Source organism: Proteiniclasticum sp. (assembly GCF_032054185.1).
GTDB lineage: Bacteria > Bacillota > Clostridia > Clostridiales > Clostridiaceae > Proteiniclasticum.
On sequence record NZ_DAMBTF010000004.1, the window covers coordinates 1 to 20,583 of the forward strand.

Consider the following 20,583-nt stretch of genomic DNA (forward strand, 5'->3'; position numbering starts at 1 on the left):
AAAGATGCTCCGGTATCATTCTTTACTCTCTCCACATGCAGTTTTGAAGGAACATTATGTAACTTCATTGGCTTCATAGCTCAGTCGGTAGAGCAGTAGACTGAAAATCTACGTGTCCTTGGTTCGATTCCGAGTGAAGCCACCATGGCGCCATAGCCAAGTGGTAAGGCAGAAGTCTGCAAAACTTTCACCCCCGGTTCAAATCCGGGTGGCGCCTCCATTAAGAACTCCTGAATGATTTGATCATTCAGGAGTTCTTTTATATTCCAATAAATAATATCGTAATATTTGTAAAGCTTGCTTGACATAGATGAAGACAAAGATTAATATACATGTAAAGCGAGCTTTACAAAGGAGAAATCATGAAGAATCGGTTAGAGATACTAAGAAAAGAAAAAGGTCTTAAGCAGGATGAGTTGGCAGATCTTCTTGAAGTTTCGAGGCAGACCATCAGTTCATTGGAGAATGGTAAGTATAATCCGTCCATTCTTCTGGCCTTTAAAATCGCAAAAGTTTTTCAGTGCAGCATAGAAGAAATCTTTATTTACGAGGAGGAGATGGAAAATGGAAATTAAGATGAAACAGAAAAACATCAATCGATTTATTTGGATGCTTGTGGGATATTTCGTCGGGGGTGCTGTCTATATCATTAGTGGAGGTGAAGAGCCTGTATTCAGCATTCTCTCAAAAGTAATTGGAGCTGCAATAGGTTTTGCGCTTTCAGACCTCTATGCCTATCGTAAAAATCCGAAACTGAAGGTTATGGAGAAAGTCCTTCAGGAGGACGAGAGAAACAAAGTGATAAGAGATAGAGCGGGTTACTATTCTTACTTTGCTTCTATTATTATCCTGTTTGGCCTGTCAATCATAGGTGAGATCAGAAATGATTTTAATATGACCTATGGTTCAGCAGTTTTTGCGCTCCTGCTTATGTTAATCCATATAATTTCGTCCTGGATACTATCGAAAAGAATTTAATATATAAAATAAAACTTACCTTAATATATCAAGAGAGAAGTTTCTTTAATGGGAAGCTTCTTTTCTGGAACCATAACTTCCTTCCCTTTGACCTATGATATAATTATGGAAATGAAATTGATAAGGAGTTGTCGCAGTTGAAATATGATTTTGAAACCCTTGTAGACCGATATGATACAGGATCATTCAAGTATGACCAGATGGTCAAGTGGAATCCTGAATCGGTGAGTGAGAAGATCGTTCCTTTATCTGTAGCGGATATGGAATTCAGAACACCACCGGAAATTGTGGAAGCATTAAAGAAATATCTGGACAGACATGTTCTAGGATATACAGGACCTACTGCAGAGTATCTTGAGTCGGTCAGAAACTGGATGAAGAAGAGGCATGGATGGGAAATTGAAGATACATGGATCGTCGGCACCCCGGGTGTAGTTGGTGCTTTCTTCATGGCTGTAACCGCTCTGACAAAGCCGGGTGATGGGGTCATTGTCATGTCTCCCGTATATTATCCGTTCTATAAAGCAGTAGAGAGCGGTGAACGCACATTGGTGAGAAATGAGCTGAAGGAAGTCAGCGGACGTTATGAGATAGATTTTGAAGATCTGGAGGAAAAAGCCAGAGACCCGAAAAACACGGCTCTTCTTTTCTGCAGTCCCCACAACCCTGTTGGTCGTGTCTGGACAAGAGAGGAGCTGGAGAAGGTTGCAGAAATCTGTGAGAGAAACGGAATCCTTGTCTTGTCGGATGAAATACATTTCGACCTCATCATGCCAGGATATCGGCATACTGTTTTTTCAAGCCTGAACGAGTGGACAGAAAGCAATACCGTTGTATTCACCGCGCCAAGCAAGACGTTCAATCTGGCTGGCATGCAGACTTCCAACATCATCATAGCGAATCCGAAACTGAGAAGGCTGTTCATCAGAGAAATGAACAAGACTGCTGTCATGAATCTGAATGCTCTAGGCTATGAAGCCTGTAAAACTGCTTATAATGAGTGTGAAGATTGGCTGGAAGAACTGATCGAGGTAATACACACTAATCATCTTCTTGTGAAAGACTATATGGAAGTTAATCATCCTAAAATCCGGGTATATGATCTGGAAGGAACCTATCTTCAATGGATGGATTTCCGGGCGTTAAGACTGGATAAAACAGAACTGGAAAGAATTCTGCATGAAGAAGCACTCGTATTTCTCGATGAAGGATACTTTTTCGGAGAAACAGGAACGGGATTTGAACGCATTAATCTTGCCTGTCCCCGTTTTGTGCTGGAGGATGCACTGAAGAGAATTTCTTCAGTCATCAGAAAATATGAGGACTGATCAGTACAGATGATCATGTAATCGGTTTATGGTTTGTTCGGTTTTTAGAGAAGTAGATGAAGGTCAGGATCTGGTAGATAATAAGAGATAACGCTAATAATATAAAGGATTCAGAACTTATTCGACTTAAACTATAGGACGCTCTCATATTAGGCATAATAAGGCGGAATTAAGTGGCTGGAGAGGTTCGCTTTAATCAGGGAATCTGCGTATAATAGCATATGTGGATTGAGCGTCTGTAAGAGAAAATAAGGCGCCTGGAGGAAACAGAAATTATGAGTTGTATATACAACGAAAAAGTTAAAAGAAATGCAGCCCCCTTGGTGTGTCTGCTTGTTATTTTCGGATTGTCGCTGATTATGGTATCCTACTTTGGTACAAAGATAGGGTTGACTCAGGAGATGAAAACAGCGCTGGACCTTGTACTGACAATGCTATTTCTTCTGGCTGGTTATGCTGTAATTGCAAAATCAAGAGAAGTATACCGATATTCAATCATTGCAGATGATCTGATCATTCACAGAATCAGTGGAGACAAGAATCATCTGGTGAGAAGAGTGAAACTTTCAGAAATCAGATCACTTCATTATTCCAGATCGGGAAGAAGAATTCTTGGTTCGGTAAACAGCAACTATTCAAGAAACCTTGTTAAGCTTGGGTGCTGCTGCGAGTATCAGGATGAGGGAAATGCCAAGTCTTTCTACTTCAGTCCAAGTCAGTCAATGCTCAATAAAATTAATCATTCACTCCGGACATCATAGTTTCTATGATGTCCTTTAAATTTCCGCTCTAGTGTAATGTATGGGTAAATCGGTTATAATATAGAATGGAATAAGGAAAGACATAATGGATAATATATATAATTATGATTGGTGAGGTAGGACATGAAAGGTAAGTTGATCGTTATAGAAGGTGTGGACGGGTCTGGAAAACAGACACAGTCGGATAAGCTTTACAGAACACTTCTGAGCAAGGGCCTCAGGGTGATCAAAGTGGAGTTTCCGGACTATCAGTCTGAAAGCTCGTCACTCGTCAAGATGTATCTCAGAGGAGACTTCGGGAAAAATCCGGAAGACGTTTCAGCCTATGTGGCATCGAGCTTCTTTGCTGCGGACCGTTATGCGTCCTACACCACAAAATGGAAAGACTTTTATGAGGCTGGAGGAATCGTTGTGGCAGACAGATATACTACCGCAAATATGGTTCACCAGGCATCCAAGATTCTTGATCAGGCGGAAAGGGACACTTTTCTTGAGTGGCTTTATCAGCTCGAATTTGGAATGTATGGCATTCCGAAGCCTGACCTGGTATTTTTCCTCGATGTGCCTCCGGAAATATCCATGGAAATGACAAGGGAAAGAAAGAACAAGATAACCGGAGAAAAAGAGAAGGACATCCATGAGGGGGATCAGCATCACCTTGACACCTCCTATATGAATGCTCACTATGTAGCAGATAAATATGGATGGACAAAGATCAGCTGTGTAGAGAATGGAAGGATGCGCTCAAAGGAAGATATCTTCAGTGACATCTACCTCTCAGCCATTGACATGCTTTAGACTGCGTTTCAATTTTAACGAAAATACTGTATAATAAAAGTAATAACGGGAGGTGCAGATATGAAACTGATTATAGCTATTGTCAATGATGAAGATGCGATCGACGTCATTGATTTACTGAATGAAAAAGGATATAGAGTAACAAAGCTTGCAACAACCGGTGGCTTCCTCAAATCCGGGAATACTACACTTATGATCGGTATTGAAGCGGACAAGGTGGATACTGTACTCAGTATCATCGAGGAGACATGTAAGACAAGACACCAGGTTGTGACGAATCCGTCACCTCTATCTACCACAACGGGCGTTTATGTTCCCTACCCGGTAGATATAGAAGTAGGTGGAGCAACAATATTTGTGCTCGATGTGGATAATTTCATTAAGATTTAGTCATTTGGGAGGGTATTGTTTTGATCGGATTTTTCAAACTTAGAGAAAGGTTTCTAAAAGCCATAAGAAACGATACCCTTTCTCATGCGCATATTATCGTCGGACCCGATGGGATCGGTAAATCACTTCTGGCGGAAACAGTAGCCAGAGAGATCCTGGGGTTTGGTGATCGTGACTCGGTGGATATTGTAAGGATAAGACCGGAAAAGACCATCATCACGGTAAATCAGGTCAGAGAGGTTGTTATAGAAGCTGCGCTGAGACCTTATGAAGGGTATAAAAAAGTGATCATTTTCTATGAGGCCAGCAGACTCGGACAGGAAGCTCAGAATGCGCTCCTTAAAACCATAGAGGAGCCAATGGAAGGTATTTTCTTTTTCCTTCTTGCTGAGAATGAAATGTCCATGGCCGATACCATCAGATCCAGATGTCATATGCATAAGCTGCTTCCTCTTGATGATATGGAAATGGAAGCATATCTCAATCAGTTTGTGCCCTCATTTAACAAGGAAGAGGAAAAACGCTATGCAGAAGAACAGATAAAGAATGAGATTACAGGAAAGAAGGCGAAGATTGCACCTAAAGTACAACTGAATGTGTCTCAGGATGAAAAGAAAAAGATCATTTCAGCATCGAGAGGGATTCCGGGAAAAGCGGAAGAGCTGATCCTTGGAGGGATGGAAGATAAGAGTCTGAAACTGTCTTTCAGACTGCTGAGGGAACTGGCTGAGATGAAGAAGAAAAGAAAGCGGGTCTACTATCCTGTGCTTGAGCTCCTTGACGAATTAAACAAGATGGACCTTGACCGGATATTTGATGACTTCACCTATGCGGTGAACACCGTGCTGAAGAAGAAGTCTCTGGATGAAGATTTCATACTACTAGATGATGTAAGAGAACATACAGATTTCCTGGCCAGGGAGCTGACATTCAATACACTGGAAAAGTATCTGGATATCTTTTATGACATGAGAAAGTACATTACTCTAGGCATCAATATCAACAAGGATACGATAACCAGCAGCTTACTGCTACGATTGACGGAGGTTTAATATAAATGGTAAAAGTCATAGGTGTTAGATTCAAGAAAGCGGGGAAGATTTATTACTTCGATCCGCTGGAATACACCATAGAAAAGGATTCTGCAGTAATTGTGGAAACCGCAAGAGGGATTGAGTTCGGTCAGTGTGTGGTGGGAATAAGGGAGATCAGTGAAAAGGAGATTTTTGCTCCACTGAAGCCTGTTATTCGCGTCGCAAGTGCTCAGGACCTCAGTAAACACGCGGAAAACAGATTCAAAGAAAAGGAAGCTTTTTCCGTATGCGAAAAGAAAATTACAGAACATAAACTGGATATGAAACTTGTGGATGTGGAGTACACCTTTGACAACAGCAAGGTGATCTTCTATTTTACGGCTGACGGTCGAATCGACTTCAGAGAACTGGTGAAAGATCTTGCGCTCATCTTCAGGACTCGTATCGAATTAAGACAGATCGGAGTCAGAGATGAAGCGAAGATGCTGGGCGGTATTGGGATCTGCGGAAGAAATCTCTGCTGTTCCACATGGCTTGGAGACTTCAACTCAGTTTCCATAAAAATGGCTAAGGAACAGAACCTTTCCTTAAACCCAACCAAGATATCAGGAATCTGCGGAAGACTTATGTGCTGCCTCAATTACGAGCAGGAAGCCTATGAGGAGATCAGGCAGAGAATGCCAAGAGTGGGATCCCAGGTTAAAACTGCCATGGGCAAAGGTGATGTTGTCTCCAACAACACAATCAAGGAAACGGTCAATGTGAAAATCTTCCTGCCTGATGAAGAAGTCATCGAGACTTTCAGTATCAGTGATGTCACGCTCTTAAGAGGCGGGTATGAAAATACACCAGATGTTCCTGATGATGTCACGGAGATGGTGGAAATGACCGCAAACGACAGAGTGCCCAAGGAAAAGATCAGAAAAAAGCAGCAGTAATTTAGCTCTGCAAAACACTTTATCTGAATCAGATCAATTATGTAAATATAAGAAGAGCCATTACGTATAAATCGTAACAGCTCTTCTTTTTCAATTTCTTATAAAATTATGATATCATTCTGGATGCTATTTTTCAGCTCTGATGATGAGGTTTGTATTTGAATCCAGACAGGTCTGGAGTGTGATGACTTCGCCGCCTCTTCTTGAAACCATATAGTTGTAATAGTTCACACCGTCTTTTGCATTATAGGCATTATCATCCACTGTAAAGATTCGAGTCACCTTATAAGTTGTTGGCTGACCGTTGCTGTCAGTTACGATAATTGTGCTGCCATTTCCGATTTTCGTCATCACCGAGAAGATTCCTGGGTTGTGACCGATGAAATGTGTATTGTAGCCATCATTTCCGGAAAAGGTTTCTGCGCCTCCCCATGTGGAAATCAGATTGCTGTTGCTGTCGATGATGCTCTGTCCACTGGCAATACCGCCATTCTTGTAGGTTATTGCTTTTCCGCCGATATACATCTTGTATGCTTCATAGGTAGGTGCCTGTGGTTTAGGTGCTGGTGCTGGTGCTGGAGCGGGTGCCGGAACAGGAGCTGGAGCAGGCGCTGGAGCTGGAGCTGGAGCTGGAGCTGGAGCGGGTGCTGGTGTTGGAGCAGATGTTGGAGCTGGCTGTGCAGGCTTTGGTGCGGGTGGTGCGGCTGCAGGTTTTCTCACTTCTGTCTCTGAGAGGTATTTGCCTGAAACAAAACCTTCCTTACCGCCAAAAGTTATCTTAGCCCAACCGTTACTTGAAATGCTGGTCACGAGCACTGACTGTGCTATGGGGATGGATGAGATCAGTTCATAGTCTTTTCCTGGACCTGTTCTCATATTAAGGGGAGTAGTTACCCATCTTGTATAGGAGACTGCCTTGTAAGTTATCTCTTCAACCTGAGGTTTTGGAGCAGCTGGGGCCGCAGCAGGTGTCTGAGGCTTTGATACCGCCACTTCTGAGGTTTTCTTAGTCTCACTAGAGTTCACGGCATCTTTCGTGTTCTGGGGTGCCTGCTCTTTTTTCAGGTTGTCGACAACTGGTTCTAATTTGTCGACGCCTGGTGCTTGTTCAGTCTCATTTTTATCTGTTTTGTCTGAAAATGATGTATCTGACTCTGCAGTTTTTATCGGAAAATTTTCTTCAGAATTATCGTTATTTTCTTCTCCTGCAGTGGTATTTTCGATATTTTTATCATATTCTGTTTTTGCGTCAGTTAATTCGGATTTTACGGGTGTAGGCACTATAGCTGCCTCAGGTCCATCCTTGATCGGATTCACCTGCTGTGAGTGTGCTCCCGCAACAGCTCTAGAGGGGACCATTTTTGGGACGATAAGTCCGATTCCAAATATGAGTAATAGTATAGTCAATGTACTTATTAAATTCTTCATTTTATATCCTCCTTTATTCCAGAAGTAACAATATATCATCTCTTCTACAACGTCAATGGATAAGGACTGCGGTAAAATGAACGGGGAAAAAAATAATTCAAGCTCACACTAAAAAAATTCACACAATAGCGCGTGAATTTTGAAAAATGATTTTCATTTTATAAAAAGTTAATAATTGAATGATAGAATTAAAAAGACAAAGAGAATAGACTGAAAAGTATGTGCTTTCATTATACAATTAAATTTGATATAATTTAATTGAGTCATAACGAATTAATGGATTAGAGGTGAGGATCATGTCAATGGACAGTTTTTTCGGATCTTTGTTCGACATGGTGGAGAGCAATAATAAGGAAATAGACAGGTGTCCCAAATGTCATATCTCCTTTGGTGATTTCCAGAGGACAGGTCTTTTAGGATGCAGCTATTGCTATGAACATTTTTCGAAGTCGCTGATCCCTACGATCAAGAGGGTTCAGGGCGGTCTTACCCATATCGGGAAGATCCCGAAGAATGCATCTAAAGAAGTGGTCAGCAAAAGAAAGATAGATGAGCTCAAACTGAAGCTCAAGGAACTTATCGCCGAGGAGAATTTTGAAGAAGCGGCACTTGTACGTGACGAAATACAGGAACTCAAAAAGAGTCTGGAAGAAGGTGAGACAGATGCTGAATAAGGAATCTCTTGTATTAAGAAGCAGAATCAGACTTGCAAGAAATCTGAAGACCATCCCGTTCCCTCATATGCTGGACAGTGAGAAGGCAAGAAACCTGGTGAGTCAGGTGGAGGATGCATTCTATGTGAGCAGTGTCATGGAAAAAGACTATCAGACAAAGCGTATGTGGGAACTTGGCAGAACCGATCTTCTGGCTGCCTTTGAAAAGCATCTGGTGAGCGCAAAGCTCATCAATAATTCCGATATGGCAGCTTATATCATCGATGATAAAGAAGATGTAAGTCTCATGATCAACGAAGAAGACCACATCAGGCTACAGGTTATGGGCAAGGACCTTAACCTTGAGGAACTGTATACTAAAGCAACCAAAATCGATGATCTTCTCAGTGAAAAGCTGAACTTTGCCTTCGACTACAATCTGGGGTTTATTACAGCTTGTCCGACGAATCTTGGAACAGCCATGAGAGCATCAGTTATGCTTCATCTGCCAGGATTCACCTTTACCGACAAAATCGGATATGTCAGTCAGGCTCTGGCTCAGATGGGCATGACCATAAGAGGAATCTATGGGGAAGGTTCTCAGGCTGAGGGTAACATCTATCAGATTTCCAACGAAGTGACTTTAGGGATGAGAGAAGAGGATATTCTCTATAATCTCAAGGACACCATAGAGAAGCTTCTGGACGAAGAGCAGGATCATCAGAGGAAACTGCTTAATGAGTATTCTCAGGAAATGGAGGATAAGATCTTCCGCAGCATGGGCATTCTTATGAATGCCAGACTAATGAACTCAAAGGAAGCCCTTTACCATCTGTCCTTAGTCAGGATGGGTATTGAGACTGAGCTTCTTAAGGACATCGATATCGGTCTCATTGACGGACTGATCATCAACACTCAGCCCGGTATGATGAAAATAGCATATGGTGCTGAACTGACAGAGAAAGAAAGAGATATCAACAGAGCGAAAATTATTCGCAGTATTTTTTAGAGGAGGAAACCTGTTTATGTTTGAAAGATTTACTGAAAGAGCCAAAGCGACATTGATGCATGCACAAAAAGAGTCCCAGCGGCTGCAGCACGGTTATATTGGAACGGAACACATTCTTTATGGTGTTGCAAGCGTTGAAGGAGCAGGGAGCAATCTTCTGCACGAAGCCGGAATCACAACTGAGAGTATTCAGGGAATGATCGAGGAAACCCTTGGACGAGGAAACAGCATGTTTACAGGAACAAGCCAGCTTGCACTGACACCAAGGACCAAGAGACTCCTTGACAACAGTTTCAAGGAAGCAAGAAATCTAGGACAGAACTACATCAGTCCTGAACATATGCTTCTGGCAATCCTATCTGAGGAAGAAGGCGTTGCATTTGCCATCATACAAAGCCATGGTGTGGATGTGAGCAAGCTGAAAAATGACATCATTCAGAGCTTTGCAAATCAGGGTACACCTACAGACGGTGAAACGAGAAGCCATGAAAATACGGAAACACCGGCACTTGACCAGTACGGCAAGGATCTGACTGAGATGGCAAGAGACGGAAAGCTAGATCCTGTCATCGGCAGAGGAGAGGAAACGGAAAGGATTCTTGAAATTCTAAGCAGAAGAACAAAAAACAATCCGGTACTCATCGGTGATCCTGGAGTCGGTAAAACTGCCATTGCAGAAGGTCTTGCACAGAGAATCGTCAAGGGAAACATCCCTGAACTGCTTAAAGGTAAAAGAGTGGTATCTCTCGATATACCTCAGATGCTTGCAGGCGCGAAGTATCGTGGTGAATTTGAGGAGAGACTGAAAAACGTCCTTACTGAAATCAAGAATACAAAAAATGTCATTCTATTTATCGATGAAATCCACACCATAGTCGGTGCAGGCGGTGCTGAAGGAGCCATCGATGCGGCCAATATTCTGAAACCTGCACTGGCAAGAGGTGAAATCCAGACCATCGGTGCAACTACCATTGATGAATATAGAAAGCATTTTGAAAAAGACAGTGCTCTTGAGAGAAGATTTCAGCCAGTACATGTGGGAGAACCGACCCCTGAGGAAGCAAAGCTTATCCTCATCGGACTGAGAGACAAGTATGAGGCTCATCATAGAATCAAGATCACAGATGAAGCTCTGGAAGCTGCAGTTGAGCTTTCCGACCGCTACATCACCGACAGATTCCTGCCGGATAAAGCCATCGATCTTATGGATGAAGCCGCTGCCAAGGTTAGAATTCAGAACCTTACAGCTCCACCTGATGTTAAGAATATTGAAGAAGAGCTGAAGAATATCCAGAAGGAAAAGGAAGAGGCGGTATCTCTTCAGGATTATGAGAAAGCGGCAAAACTGCGCGATCGTGAAAATGAACTGAAGAAGACACTGAATAATTCCAAGAACAAGTGGAAAAGCGGATCCATGGGATCATCAGGGCTTGTGGTGACGGAAGAAGATATCGCACAGGTTGTTTCAAGATGGACCAAAGTCCCTGTAAAGAAACTCACGGAAAGCGAATCCGAAAAACTGCTCAACCTCGAAGATCTCCTTCATGAAAGGGTCATCGGACAGGATGAAGCGGTGAATTCCATATCAAGAGCGGTAAGACGTGCAAGAGTAGGACTTAAAGATCCCGACAGACCCATCGGATCCTTCATATTCCTGGGACCAACAGGAGTAGGTAAGACAGAGCTTTCAAAAGCGCTTGCCATAGCTATGTTCGGCTCCGAAAAAGCCATGATCAGGATCGACATGTCAGAATACATGGAAAAACATACTGTATCAAGACTCATTGGATCCCCACCGGGATATGTGGGTTACGATGAAGGCGGACAGCTGACTGAAGCAGTCAGAAGAAATCCATATTCGGTTGTTCTGTTTGATGAAATCGAGAAAGCACATCCGGATGTCTTCAATATCCTTCTACAGATACTTGAAGACGGCCGCCTGACTGATGGTAAGGGAAAGACCGTGAACTTCAAGAATACGATACTCATCATGACCTCCAATGTCGGTGCATCCACACTGAAGAAGCAGAAAACTGTGGGATTCAGCATTGCTGAGGATCAGAACACCGCAGAGTATGACCGAATGAAAGGCAACATCATGGATGAACTGAAACAGGCATTCAGACCGGAATTCCTGAACAGAATAGATGATATCATCGTGTTCCATTCACTGGCAAACGAAGATCTTGAAAAGATCACAAAGCTTATGCTGGATGAAGTCGGAGAAAGAATTGCGGAAAGAGAAATCTATCTGAAATTCACCGATGAAATGATGAAGTTCATGACAAAGAGCGGCTTTGATACAGCGTATGGAGCAAGACCGCTAAGACGTGCAATCACCAAGGAACTGGAGGATACACTTTCAGAGGAGATGTTAAGAGGCAATATCCGTAAAGGTGATGAAGTTCTTGTAGATATGAAGGATGATAAACTCTTCTTTACAAAGACCGGAGAAAGAGATGTCAGAGTGGAGAAAAGAACGGGCGTCAATGCTGAAATGGATGAAACGGAAAATGAGGAATCTCAACCTGCAGAAGAATAGATATAGAATGATGAATAATAATGGATAAGGGGTTAATGCTATGTTAATCCCTTAAGAGTAAGATAAACCCATAATCGGTGCATAAGATTAACATGAAACTGATTATGGGTTTAATTTTTTTCAATATCAGGGGGAAATTATGGCTAAAACGAAAACACAATATGTCTGTCAGAGCTGCGGAACGACTTCGGTGAAATGGGTAGGCAAATGTCCGGACTGCGGGGAATGGAATTCATTCGTGGAAGAAGCGGTTCAGAGTGAGCCGCAGAGAAAACAGGGTCTGTCCAACCACAGTGATCCCAAGCTTATCGGAGACATCATATCCGGGGACAAGGAACGTTATGATACAGGAATAAATGAGCTGAACAGAGTACTGGGTGGTGGACTTGTAAAAGGTTCACTTACGCTTATCTCTGGAGACCCCGGTATCGGTAAGTCAACGCTTCTACTTCAGTGCGCAAATCAGATCGGCATCCGGTACGGAAGTGTACTTTATGTATCCGGAGAAGAATCCGAAGAGCAGATCAAGATTCGTGGAGACAGGTTAGGGGTAAAGGCGGAGAAGCTCTATATCGTTTCTGAGACCTCACTTGAAGTCATTGAAGAACATATCCGGAACCTGAAGCCCACATTTGTCATCATAGATTCCATACAGACAATCTATTCGGATAAAGTCACTTCAGCCCCTGGATCAGTCTCCCAGGTAAGAGAATGCGCAAACGGACTCATGAGGATCGGAAAGATACTTGGTATACCGCTGTTCATAGTAGCCCATGTCACAAAGCAGGGCGAGCTTGCAGGACCTAGGGTTCTTGAACATATGGTGGATTCGGTGCTCTACTTTGAAGGAGAACGTACGGAAGAGATCAGAATCCTCAGGACAATGAAGAACAGATTCGGAACAACTTCTGAAATCGGAGTATTTGAAATGGCTCAGGAAGGTCTCATCGAAGTTTATGACCCGTCCAGAATATTTCTTGAAGACCATATGGGTGCTAAGGAAGGTTCTGTGGTCATCGGGATCATGGAAGGTACAAGGCCGATACTTGTTCAGGTGCAGTCACTAGTCGCTGAAACAAAAGCGGTCATGCCAAGAAGGACGTCTCTCGGGATAGAACTTCCAAGACTGAATCTGATCCTTGCTGTACTCGAGAAAAAACTTCGCATCCCCTTTTATGCCAGCGATGTCTATGTCAATGTTGTCGGCGGATTAAGTGTGGAGGGGACTTCACAGGATCTTGGTCTGGCTTTAAGTCTGATCTCCAGTGCCAAGGGTAAGGAAATGAAGTATGACAGACTGCTTGCCATCGGGGAAGTTGGACTGACGGGAGAGATTCGTCCGGTCAATCATGTGGACAGGCTGATCGGTGAAGGAATCAAAATGGGCTTTCAGAATTTCATCCTGCCGAAGAGAAGTCTTGAAAAAGTTAAATATAAAGGCATCAATCTGATTGCTGTGGACAATCTTAAAGAAGCTGTCAGCAAAATGTTTTAATACGGTTTTTATGTTAAAGTCAAGGAAAAGTAGTTATAATATGATTACCAGCCATGTCAACTCTATCTGAAGAAATAGATTTATATTAAAAAAGGAGGTGTAGATGTTGATTAGAAATATCATAAGAGGAATCGTAACTTTAGCTGGAGCCATTACAGGTTACTTCATCGCACAGGGAATACTGCGTATTCCATCTGTGGAAGACTGGGGGTTCACTAAGGGTATACCGTTTACCGTAGGAATGGTTGCGGTATCAGTAATTATCTTCGCACTTATATTTTTTCTATTATCATCTAAAATTTACAAAGTCCTGAATACTGCAAACAGGATCATCGAGAAAAACCTGTCTGGAATGTCTGTAACTGAGATACTTTTCGGAGCTGTGGGTGCAATCATTTTCCTGGTGATCACATTTTTCCTGACCATGCCTCTGGCAGATATCTGGCCTGGGCTAGGTGGACTGCTGACCGTACTGCTAAATATTCTCGCTGCAATTATGGGTGCGAATATTGCGATAAAAAAGAAGGAAGAAATTCTTGGCTTTTTCCATGGTATAAGACATAGAGGTCAGGTCAAGGAAAAACCTGAGAAGGAAAAAGAGAAACCGGTATATAACGGAACACCGAAAGTGCTGGATACCTCTGTCATCATCGATGGAAGAATCTATGACATCTGCAAAACAGGATTCATCGAAGGTAAACTGGTCATTCCTTTCTTTGTTCTTGAAGAACTGCGTCACATTGCAGATTCATCTGACTCACTGAAGAGAAACCGTGGAAGAAGAGGACTGGATATCCTCAATAAGATCCAGAATGAACTGGATATCGAAGTGGAAATCTGGGAAAAGGATTTTCCGGAAATTGCCGAAGTTGATTCAAAACTGTTAAAACTTGCGACTGTACTTCAGGGTAAAGTAGTGACCAATGATTATAATCTGAATAAAGTTGCGGAATTTCAGAGAGTTCCGGTACTGAATATCAATGAGATGGCCAATGCCGTTAAACCGATGCTTTTACCGGGTGAAGAACTCAACTTGCTGATATCAAAAATCGGTAAGGAGCAGAATCAGGGTATCGGATATCTTGATGACGGTACAATGATTGTTGTTGAAGATGGAAAGAGATACGTAGGGTCAACAATATTCGTTATTGTGACATCTGTCCTTCAGACTGCTGCCGGCAGAATGATTTTTGCTAAACCTAAGGTGGACTAGACTATGGTTATTGCTTTAATTGTTTCCGGAGGAAAAGGGGTAAGAATGGGCAGCTCAGTCCCTAAACAGTTTCTGGAACTGGATGGATTACCCATCCTTATGAGAACGCTCGGTAAGTTCGATGAGGTTTCCGAAATCGATGAGATCGTGCTTGTAGTGCCGGAAACATACTTTTCCTATTATGAGTCCCTGGAAAATAAACCGAAGAAACCTGTGACACTGGTGGCTGCAGGACTTGAACGTCAGCATTCAGTCAGAAACGGACTTCGGAAGGTCAGTGAAATCGATCCGGATTCAATGGTTCTTATCCATGACGGGGTCAGACCTCTTGTTACCGAAAAAACCATAACAGATGGGATCTCCTATACAAGGCAGTATAAGGCTGCAGCGTGTGGTGTGCATCCGAAAGATACAATCAAACTGATGAGTGCTGAGGGGTTTTCAGAAAACACACTTGATCGAGACAGCTGCCTTCTCATTCATACGCCACAGTGTTTTTTCACAGGAAATATTCTGGATGCTCATGAAAAGATACATGAGATGGGTAAATTCGTAACAGATGATACCATGGTCTATGAAGAATTCTTTGGTCCGGTTTATCTTTATGAAGATGATTATTCGAATCTTAAAATCACGACATCTGAAGATCTCCTCCTTGCAGAGCAGATACTGAAGAGCCGAAAACATAGCTAATGTTAAATATTACATAGAAAAAGGAGTACAAATTATACGGATGTATAGTGTGTACTCCTTTGACGTTCAATTGTTTTCGTGATATCAGTACGATAATGAAATGGTCCATATGTTAATTTATTCATAAAATGTTAACGTTATTAGTGAAATACTATTCGACTTAACCCTAAAATCATGTTAAAATAACCGTAAAGGGTTACAAAAACAAATTGTGAATTGAAGTAAAATCAATAAAGCTCAGGATAGGAGAACGTATGCGTAGTGATTTGGTTCAGATACTTAAAGAGTATCCTGTAATAGCTGCCGCAAAGGATGGACCTGGCCTGGAAAGTGCTTGTGAATCTCAAGTCAAAGTTGTTTTCATCCTTTATGGAGATATTGTTAACTTGCCGAATATTGTTCTGAAAGCAAAAAAATGTGGGAAAATTGCCTTTGTTCATATGGATCTCATCGAAGGTCTGGACAATCGAGAGATTTCCGCAAAATATGTGAAAGAGTTTACTGAGGCTGATGGCATAATTTCTACAAAGTCTAATGTGATCAAAGCTGCTAAAGAAGCGGGTCTGATGACAGTTCAGAGGTTCTTCATGCTGGACTCCATGGCAATGGAGAAAGCCAGAAGGCATATGGATTATACCTATGCAGATGCCTTTGAAATTCTACCGGGGGTCATCCCCAAAATCCTAAAAAAGATTTCTTTGTTGACCAATATCCCAATCGTTGCAGGTGGGCTTATCATTGACAAGAATGATGCATATTCAGCTCTTGAATCAGGAGCGACAGCAATTTCAACGACTAATAAAAGTTTGTGGAATTTGTAGTAGAGTTATAGAGAAAGCTACAAGCTTATTAAGTTTGTGGCTTTTTATATATACAATAAAATACCAGGGGGGTACAAAATGAAAAAGTACGTTATTGCACTTGACCAAGGAACAACCAGTTCAAGAACAATCATTTTCGACAAGGAGCAGAACATCGTTGGTGTTGCTCAGAAGGAGTTTACCCAGATTTATCCTAAACAGGGATGGGTAGAACACGATCCTAGAGAAATTTGGTCATCACAGTATGGTGTGCTTAATGAAGCAATGGCTCGTTCAGGCGTAAGAGCTGATGAAGTTGCTGCTATTGGTATCACAAACCAGAGAGAAACAACAGTGGTTTGGGATAAGAATACAGGCGAACCAGTTTACAATGCTATCGTATGGCAGTGTAGAAGAACATCAAACATCTGTGACGATCTTAAGGCAAAGGGACTTGGCGACTATGTAAGAGAAACCACAGGTCTGCAGATTGATGCTTACTTCTCAGGAACAAAGATCAAGTGGATTCTTGACAACGTTGAAGGTGCTAGAGCTAAGGCTGAAGCCGGAGACTTACTGTTCGGAACAGTTGATACTTGGGTGCTTTGGAAACTGACAGAAGGTAGAGTTCATGCAACTGACTATACCAACGCTTCCAGAACAATGATATACAACATCAAGGACCTTGAATGGGACGAAAAACTTCTGCAGGAGCTGAACATTCCTAGATCCATGCTTCCAGAAGTCAAGAAATCATCAGAAGTTTATGGAGAAACAAACATCAATGGTGTTATGGTTCCAATAGCTGGTATTGCTGGTGACCAGCAGGCTGCTCTTTATGGACAGACCTGTTTCACACCTGGTGAAGCCAAGAATACATATGGAACAGGATGTTTCTTACTTGTAAATATCGGCGAAGAAATGAAGCTTTCCAAGAATGGACTGGTAACAACAATCGCTGCTACATCACATGATAAGGTACAGTATGCTCTTGAAGGTTCAATCTTCGTAGCTGGAGCAGTAATTCAGTGGCTGAGAGATGAACTTAAGCTGATCTACGATTCAAAGGATTCCGAATACTTCGCTAAGAAGGTTAAGGACAATGCAGGCGTTTATGTAGTTCCAGCATTCGTTGGACTTGGCGCACCACACTGGGATCAGTATGCTAGAGGAGCTATCCTTGGATTGACAAGAGGAGCAAACAGATACCATATCATCAGAGCAGCTCTTGAAGCAATCGCTTATCAGACTAAGGACGTTCTGGTAGCTATGGAAAAGGATGCAGGAGTTGAACTTCAGAACCTTAAGGTTGATGGTGGAGCATCCGCTAACAACTTCCTGATGCAGTTCCAGGCTGATATTCTTGACAGAACAGTTCTAAGACCGGTTATCGCTGAAACAACAGCTCTTGGTGCAGCTTATCTTGCTGGACTTGCAGTTGGATTCTGGGCTAATGAAGATGAAGTCAAGACTAAGTGGGCAATCGACGGAGAATACAATCCAAATATGAAGTCTGAAGACAGAGACGCTTTATATGCTGGATGGCAGAAGGCTGTTGAAAGATCACTGGACTGGGAAAATAAAGACAAATAATTTCTAAGTGAATCTATACATCTCTATACTGAGCAATCAGTATAGAGGTGTTATATGATACATCCAGAGAGCAAATCGAACTGATCTGACGATAGGCATACACAAACGAACAAAAGAACTCGAAAATGAGAAGGAGTGAATTTCATGATAGGTTTAATTTTAGTATCCCACAGTGAAAAAATTACAGATGGAATCAAAGATCTTGTAGTTGAAATGACAAAGGACGAAGTCCCTATAATTTCAGCTGGAGGTACCTCAGACGGAAGACTGGGCACCAGTGCGGATAAAATTGTTGAAGCTATAAATCAGCTTTCTGAATGCAATAGTATATTGATATTTACAGATATAGGAAGCTCAATCATGAGTTCAGAAATCGCTCTCGATCTAGTTGATGAAGATCTGAAGGCGAAATGTATACTTGTGGATGCTCCGATTGTTGAGGGTGCATTTGTAGCGGGTGTGCAGTCTATGGTTAGTGATAATGTCGATTCAGTCCTGGATGAAGTCAAACTGACTAAACTAGACAAATTCAGCTGATAAAAGTCAGCTAACATCACAAAATGAGAGGAGATATACTATGAAATTTGTAAGAAGTACAGTAGGTTTTGCCATAGCTGGTATGTTCGTTATGAGCATATGGGGCGACTGGGCAGGAGCTTACGGAAATCTGGGCGGCTGGCTTGCAGCTGTAGCTATTATCGGGCCAATGTGGTTCTTAAACCACTATATTGGATTAGTTGACAATCCTGCTGATCACGCGTTTGTTGATATGGCTTGGGGAATTGCCTGGACCGGTATTTTCAGAGACGTATTCGGAACTGGAGAAAACGGTTTTGACTTTGGAAGACTTGTTAGCTCATTACCTACAATCGGTCTGCTAACAGTTGGTGCTCTTCTAGCAGCACTTGCAATCAATGCTTTCAACAAAGACACAGCGAAGTAAGGGATAGGAGGTATAAATAATGGAACTAACTAATATTATCACAACAATTGTTGGCGGATTTATGTTTCCATTCCTGATCTCCATGATGTGGGGTAAACTGGTTGAAGCATTTGGTCCAATAGGCGGCTGGATGGCTGCAGCATTTATCGTTGGTACAATGTGGGCACTGAACCATGGACTTGGAATGGTTTATCAGTCAGGAACAGCATGGATCGATATGGCATGGGCAGCAGGTACAGGATTATTCTTTGCTGACGTCTTCGCCGGAAAGAAAATCAATGCAAGCACAATCCTTGCTGGTATCGTTGGCGGTATCATCGGTGGATTCGTACTTTCAAATTTCCTATAAAATTAATACGATCTTATATTTAAGGATGCGCAATGCGCATCCTTTTTTCTATGCTGCAGATTTGATTTTAGTACAAAGATGGCAATCGATTGGGTATAATAGAAGAATGAAGTCTAAAATATGAAACAGAAGAATTGAGAGGTTTACAATGAAGATTAAAGAACTGCTGCTGCGTACGATGAAACCTGACCAGACCAGGGATCACAATAACATAGAATCAGTTGTTGAACGTGCGGGATTTCTGAAGAGAATAGATGGAAGAGCCTGTTATACCACACTGGGGCTGATTCTGAGGAAAAGGATAGAGATGGCGGTTGAAGAGTGTCTTAACGAGTTCAGCGAGGTCGCTATATCCGGTAAAAAGGATCTTCTGAGCTACAATCAGTCGCTGCATGAATACAATCGTACATTCTCAGCTTCGTATAAAGATATCCCGCTGAAAATCTACACCAAGGAAGAGATAGAATTCAGAAATAATCAGTATGAATCCTTCTGGAAAACAAAATCTCAGAATGTCATAGGGTTATCCGTTCTTGGTATGGAACAAAGCTCGGTGCAGGAGCTGATGATGTCTGTCATGAAGAAGCTGGGTATTGTCTGTGAGATGGATCGAGGTGGTTGCTATTACAGAACACTTGGCGGACAAGATCATTTCTACGGCGAATCTGAAGAAAACAAAGGAGAACTGAGTGAAACGGGTACGCTCAACGCGAATGATCTGATTAAAGTACATACACCGGCTATACGTACCATTGATGACCTATGCAGGTTTTTAAAAGTATCACCTGAACAGGTGATTAAAACTATGCTTTATACTGATGGAAGCTCAAAATATGCTGTGCTGGTTGAAGGTCACAGAGATGTGGATATGGAAGCGGTGACAAGAGTTCTTGGTATTAAAGAGGACTCACTTCGCGTTCTTTCACCTGAACTTGTTAAGGAACTCACAGGAGCAGAAGTGGGATTTGCGGGACCTAAGGATCTTAAAGTCGATCGGATCATCATTGATTCAGGAATAAGAAAAGACAGGCAGTATATAGCGGGTGCAAATTCCACAGACCATCACTTAAAGGGGCTTACCTATGGCAGACATTTTACAGGTGATTTTCATTCTGTTGCCCTGAGAGAGCAAGCTTTTGACGGCTGGCTGGTTGGAGAGGTCCGTATCCACCCGGAAAAAATACGGGTGCAGTCCTTAAAAGGAGATTTTGAATACCACAGCTTAAGCCTTGGTTATATCAACATAGACAGAATTCTGCTTGCCATGGCCGAACATTACCGAGATGATATCGGATCTGATTTTCCCCAAGACATTTCAAGTTTTCAGGCTGTTGTGGCTGTAGTAGATCCAAGAAGCGAGAAGGGAACTGAAATGGGAGAGAAACTCTATGCGCTCCTGAAGTCGGAAGGAATTCGAGTCCTTTATGATGACCGGAAAGATCGTATAGGCAGCAAATTTTATGATTATGACCTCATTGGGATTCCGCAAAGAATCATCGTCGGAAAAGATGCCGCATTTGACATAAAAGATCGGAATGGGGCCATCACTGAAGCTTCATTAAATAATATAGTGGAAATTATCCGCTCGAAAGTGATAGAATAAACTAGACAGAATGATCTAGATTTTTAGGAGGAAGG

Annotated in this window: 21 protein-coding genes and 2 tRNA genes; 22 read left to right on the forward strand and 1 reads right to left on the reverse strand. The window is 42.2% G+C overall.

Annotation, left to right across the window (positions count from 1 at the left end; translation table 11 throughout):
* Positions 1–69 precede the first annotated feature (69 nt).
* The 10 genes from RTX25_RS02905 to RTX25_RS02950 all read left to right on the forward strand — a co-directional run bounded on the left by RTX25_RS02905 (position 70) and on the right by RTX25_RS02950 (position 6,227).
* Positions 70–145, forward strand: a tRNA-Phe gene (locus tag RTX25_RS02905).
* Between the two features lies 1 nt (position 146).
* Positions 147–220 (forward strand) — tRNA-Cys (locus RTX25_RS02910).
* Positions 221–362: 142 nt separating this feature from the next.
* Positions 363–575, forward strand: coding sequence for a helix-turn-helix transcriptional regulator (locus RTX25_RS02915; RefSeq protein ID WP_312650274.1), 213 nt, complete (start codon positions 363–365; stop codon positions 573–575).
* A complete protein-coding gene (locus tag RTX25_RS02920) occupies positions 565–978 on the forward strand; it encodes a hypothetical protein (protein WP_312650277.1) in 414 nt (137 codons plus the stop codon). The genes RTX25_RS02915 and RTX25_RS02920 overlap by 11 nt, the downstream gene beginning before the upstream one ends.
* Before the next feature lie 137 nt (positions 979–1,115).
* The gene (locus RTX25_RS02925; RefSeq protein WP_312650279.1) at positions 1,116–2,306 is read left to right on the forward strand and encodes a MalY/PatB family protein; all 1,191 of its coding nucleotides are present in this window, start codon (positions 1,116–1,118) and stop codon (positions 2,304–2,306) included.
* 275 nt (positions 2,307–2,581) lie between these two features.
* The gene (locus RTX25_RS02930) at positions 2,582–3,067 is read left to right on the forward strand and encodes a hypothetical protein (RefSeq protein ID WP_312650282.1); all 486 of its coding nucleotides are present in this window, start codon (positions 2,582–2,584) and stop codon (positions 3,065–3,067) included.
* Positions 3,068–3,190: 123 nt separating this feature from the next.
* Positions 3,191–3,865: a thymidylate kinase gene (locus tag RTX25_RS02935; RefSeq protein WP_312650285.1), complete on the forward strand. Its 675-nt coding sequence runs from the start codon at positions 3,191–3,193 to the stop codon at positions 3,863–3,865.
* A 60-nt stretch (positions 3,866–3,925) separates the two neighbouring features.
* Positions 3,926–4,255: a cyclic-di-AMP receptor gene (locus RTX25_RS02940; RefSeq protein ID WP_312650288.1), complete on the forward strand. Its 330-nt coding sequence runs from the start codon at positions 3,926–3,928 to the stop codon at positions 4,253–4,255.
* 20 nt (positions 4,256–4,275) lie between these two features.
* Positions 4,276–5,307 carry an AAA family ATPase gene (locus RTX25_RS02945; RefSeq protein WP_312650290.1) on the forward strand — a complete coding sequence of 344 codons (1,032 nt, stop codon included), beginning with the start codon at positions 4,276–4,278 and terminating at the stop codon, positions 5,305–5,307.
* Between the two features lie 5 nt (positions 5,308–5,312).
* Complete coding sequence (locus RTX25_RS02950; RefSeq protein WP_312650293.1) at positions 5,313–6,227, forward strand: stage 0 sporulation family protein; 915 nt, start codon at positions 5,313–5,315, stop codon at positions 6,225–6,227.
* 126 nt (positions 6,228–6,353) lie between these two features.
* Here RTX25_RS02950 and RTX25_RS02955 read toward each other — a convergent pair whose 3' ends face one another.
* Positions 6,354–7,655, reverse strand: a complete 1,302-nt coding sequence (locus RTX25_RS02955; RefSeq protein WP_312650296.1) for a sortase domain-bontaining protein — start codon at positions 7,653–7,655, stop codon at positions 6,354–6,356.
* A gap of 296 nt (positions 7,656–7,951) precedes the next feature.
* On the opposite strand from RTX25_RS02955, the gene RTX25_RS02960 reads away from it, so the two are divergent.
* From RTX25_RS02960 to RTX25_RS03015, 12 genes are all read left to right on the forward strand, one after another.
* Positions 7,952–8,329 (forward strand): UvrB/UvrC motif-containing protein, encoded by a 378-nt coding sequence (locus tag RTX25_RS02960; protein ID WP_312650299.1) that lies wholly within the window; start codon positions 7,952–7,954, stop codon positions 8,327–8,329.
* A complete protein-coding gene (locus tag RTX25_RS02965) occupies positions 8,319–9,317 on the forward strand; it encodes a protein arginine kinase (protein ID WP_312650302.1) in 999 nt (332 codons plus the stop codon). The genes RTX25_RS02960 and RTX25_RS02965 overlap by 11 nt, the downstream gene beginning before the upstream one ends.
* A gap of 16 nt (positions 9,318–9,333) precedes the next feature.
* The gene (locus RTX25_RS02970) at positions 9,334–11,859 is read left to right on the forward strand and encodes an ATP-dependent Clp protease ATP-binding subunit (RefSeq protein WP_312650304.1); all 2,526 of its coding nucleotides are present in this window, start codon (positions 9,334–9,336) and stop codon (positions 11,857–11,859) included.
* 139 nt (positions 11,860–11,998) lie between these two features.
* Positions 11,999–13,354 carry a DNA repair protein RadA gene (gene radA / locus RTX25_RS02975; protein WP_312650306.1) on the forward strand — a complete coding sequence of 452 codons (1,356 nt, stop codon included), beginning with the start codon at positions 11,999–12,001 and terminating at the stop codon, positions 13,352–13,354.
* A 106-nt stretch (positions 13,355–13,460) separates the two neighbouring features.
* Complete coding sequence (locus RTX25_RS02980) at positions 13,461–14,567, forward strand: PIN/TRAM domain-containing protein (protein WP_312650679.1); 1,107 nt, start codon at positions 13,461–13,463, stop codon at positions 14,565–14,567.
* Between the two features lie 3 nt (positions 14,568–14,570).
* A complete protein-coding gene (gene ispD, locus RTX25_RS02985) occupies positions 14,571–15,260 on the forward strand; it encodes a 2-C-methyl-D-erythritol 4-phosphate cytidylyltransferase (protein ID WP_312650309.1) in 690 nt (229 codons plus the stop codon).
* A 254-nt stretch (positions 15,261–15,514) separates the two neighbouring features.
* A complete protein-coding gene (locus tag RTX25_RS02990) occupies positions 15,515–16,081 on the forward strand; it encodes a glycerol-3-phosphate responsive antiterminator (RefSeq protein WP_312650312.1) in 567 nt (188 codons plus the stop codon).
* Positions 16,082–16,159: 78 nt separating this feature from the next.
* A complete protein-coding gene (gene glpK, locus RTX25_RS02995) occupies positions 16,160–17,653 on the forward strand; it encodes a glycerol kinase GlpK (protein ID WP_312650315.1) in 1,494 nt (497 codons plus the stop codon).
* Positions 17,654–17,797: 144 nt separating this feature from the next.
* Positions 17,798–18,190 (forward strand): dihydroxyacetone kinase phosphoryl donor subunit DhaM, encoded by a 393-nt coding sequence (gene dhaM, locus RTX25_RS03000; RefSeq protein ID WP_312650317.1) that lies wholly within the window; start codon positions 17,798–17,800, stop codon positions 18,188–18,190.
* Positions 18,191–18,230: 40 nt separating this feature from the next.
* A complete protein-coding gene (locus RTX25_RS03005) occupies positions 18,231–18,596 on the forward strand; it encodes a Lin0368 family putative glycerol transporter subunit (protein WP_312650320.1) in 366 nt (121 codons plus the stop codon).
* Positions 18,597–18,615: 19 nt separating this feature from the next.
* On the forward strand, positions 18,616–18,945 hold the full coding sequence (locus tag RTX25_RS03010) for a Lin0368 family putative glycerol transporter subunit (RefSeq protein ID WP_312650323.1): 330 nt from the start codon (positions 18,616–18,618) through the stop codon (positions 18,943–18,945).
* Between the two features lie 148 nt (positions 18,946–19,093).
* Positions 19,094–20,548: a YbaK/EbsC family protein gene (locus tag RTX25_RS03015; RefSeq protein WP_312650324.1), complete on the forward strand. Its 1,455-nt coding sequence runs from the start codon at positions 19,094–19,096 to the stop codon at positions 20,546–20,548.
* The last annotated feature ends 35 nt before the right edge of the window (positions 20,549–20,583 follow it).

Coding starts and splice junctions, on each gene's coding strand:
- RTX25_RS02915 (WP_312650274.1), top strand. CDS start 363: ATGAAGAATCGGTTAGAGATACTAAGAAAAGAAAAAGGTCTTAAGCAG.
- RTX25_RS02920 (WP_312650277.1), top strand. CDS start 565: ATGGAAATTAAGATGAAACAGAAAAACATCAATCGATTTATTTGGATG.
- RTX25_RS02930 (WP_312650282.1), top strand. CDS start 2,582: ATGAGTTGTATATACAACGAAAAAGTTAAAAGAAATGCAGCCCCCTTG.
- RTX25_RS02935 (WP_312650285.1), top strand. CDS start 3,191: ATGAAAGGTAAGTTGATCGTTATAGAAGGTGTGGACGGGTCTGGAAAA.
- RTX25_RS02940 (WP_312650288.1), top strand. CDS start 3,926: ATGAAACTGATTATAGCTATTGTCAATGATGAAGATGCGATCGACGTC.
- RTX25_RS02950 (WP_312650293.1), top strand. CDS start 5,313: ATGGTAAAAGTCATAGGTGTTAGATTCAAGAAAGCGGGGAAGATTTAT.
- RTX25_RS02955 (WP_312650296.1), bottom strand. CDS start 7,655: ATGAAGAATTTAATAAGTACATTGACTATACTATTACTCATATTTGGA.
- RTX25_RS02960 (WP_312650299.1), top strand. CDS start 7,952: ATGTCAATGGACAGTTTTTTCGGATCTTTGTTCGACATGGTGGAGAGC.
- RTX25_RS02965 (WP_312650302.1), top strand. CDS start 8,319: ATGCTGAATAAGGAATCTCTTGTATTAAGAAGCAGAATCAGACTTGCA.
- RTX25_RS02970 (WP_312650304.1), top strand. CDS start 9,334: ATGTTTGAAAGATTTACTGAAAGAGCCAAAGCGACATTGATGCATGCA.
- radA (WP_312650306.1), top strand. CDS start 11,999: ATGGCTAAAACGAAAACACAATATGTCTGTCAGAGCTGCGGAACGACT.
- ispD (WP_312650309.1), top strand. CDS start 14,571: ATGGTTATTGCTTTAATTGTTTCCGGAGGAAAAGGGGTAAGAATGGGC.
- RTX25_RS02990 (WP_312650312.1), top strand. CDS start 15,515: ATGCGTAGTGATTTGGTTCAGATACTTAAAGAGTATCCTGTAATAGCT.
- glpK (WP_312650315.1), top strand. CDS start 16,160: ATGAAAAAGTACGTTATTGCACTTGACCAAGGAACAACCAGTTCAAGA.
- dhaM (WP_312650317.1), top strand. CDS start 17,798: ATGATAGGTTTAATTTTAGTATCCCACAGTGAAAAAATTACAGATGGA.
- RTX25_RS03005 (WP_312650320.1), top strand. CDS start 18,231: ATGAAATTTGTAAGAAGTACAGTAGGTTTTGCCATAGCTGGTATGTTC.
- RTX25_RS03010 (WP_312650323.1), top strand. CDS start 18,616: ATGGAACTAACTAATATTATCACAACAATTGTTGGCGGATTTATGTTT.
- RTX25_RS03015 (WP_312650324.1), top strand. CDS start 19,094: ATGAAGATTAAAGAACTGCTGCTGCGTACGATGAAACCTGACCAGACC.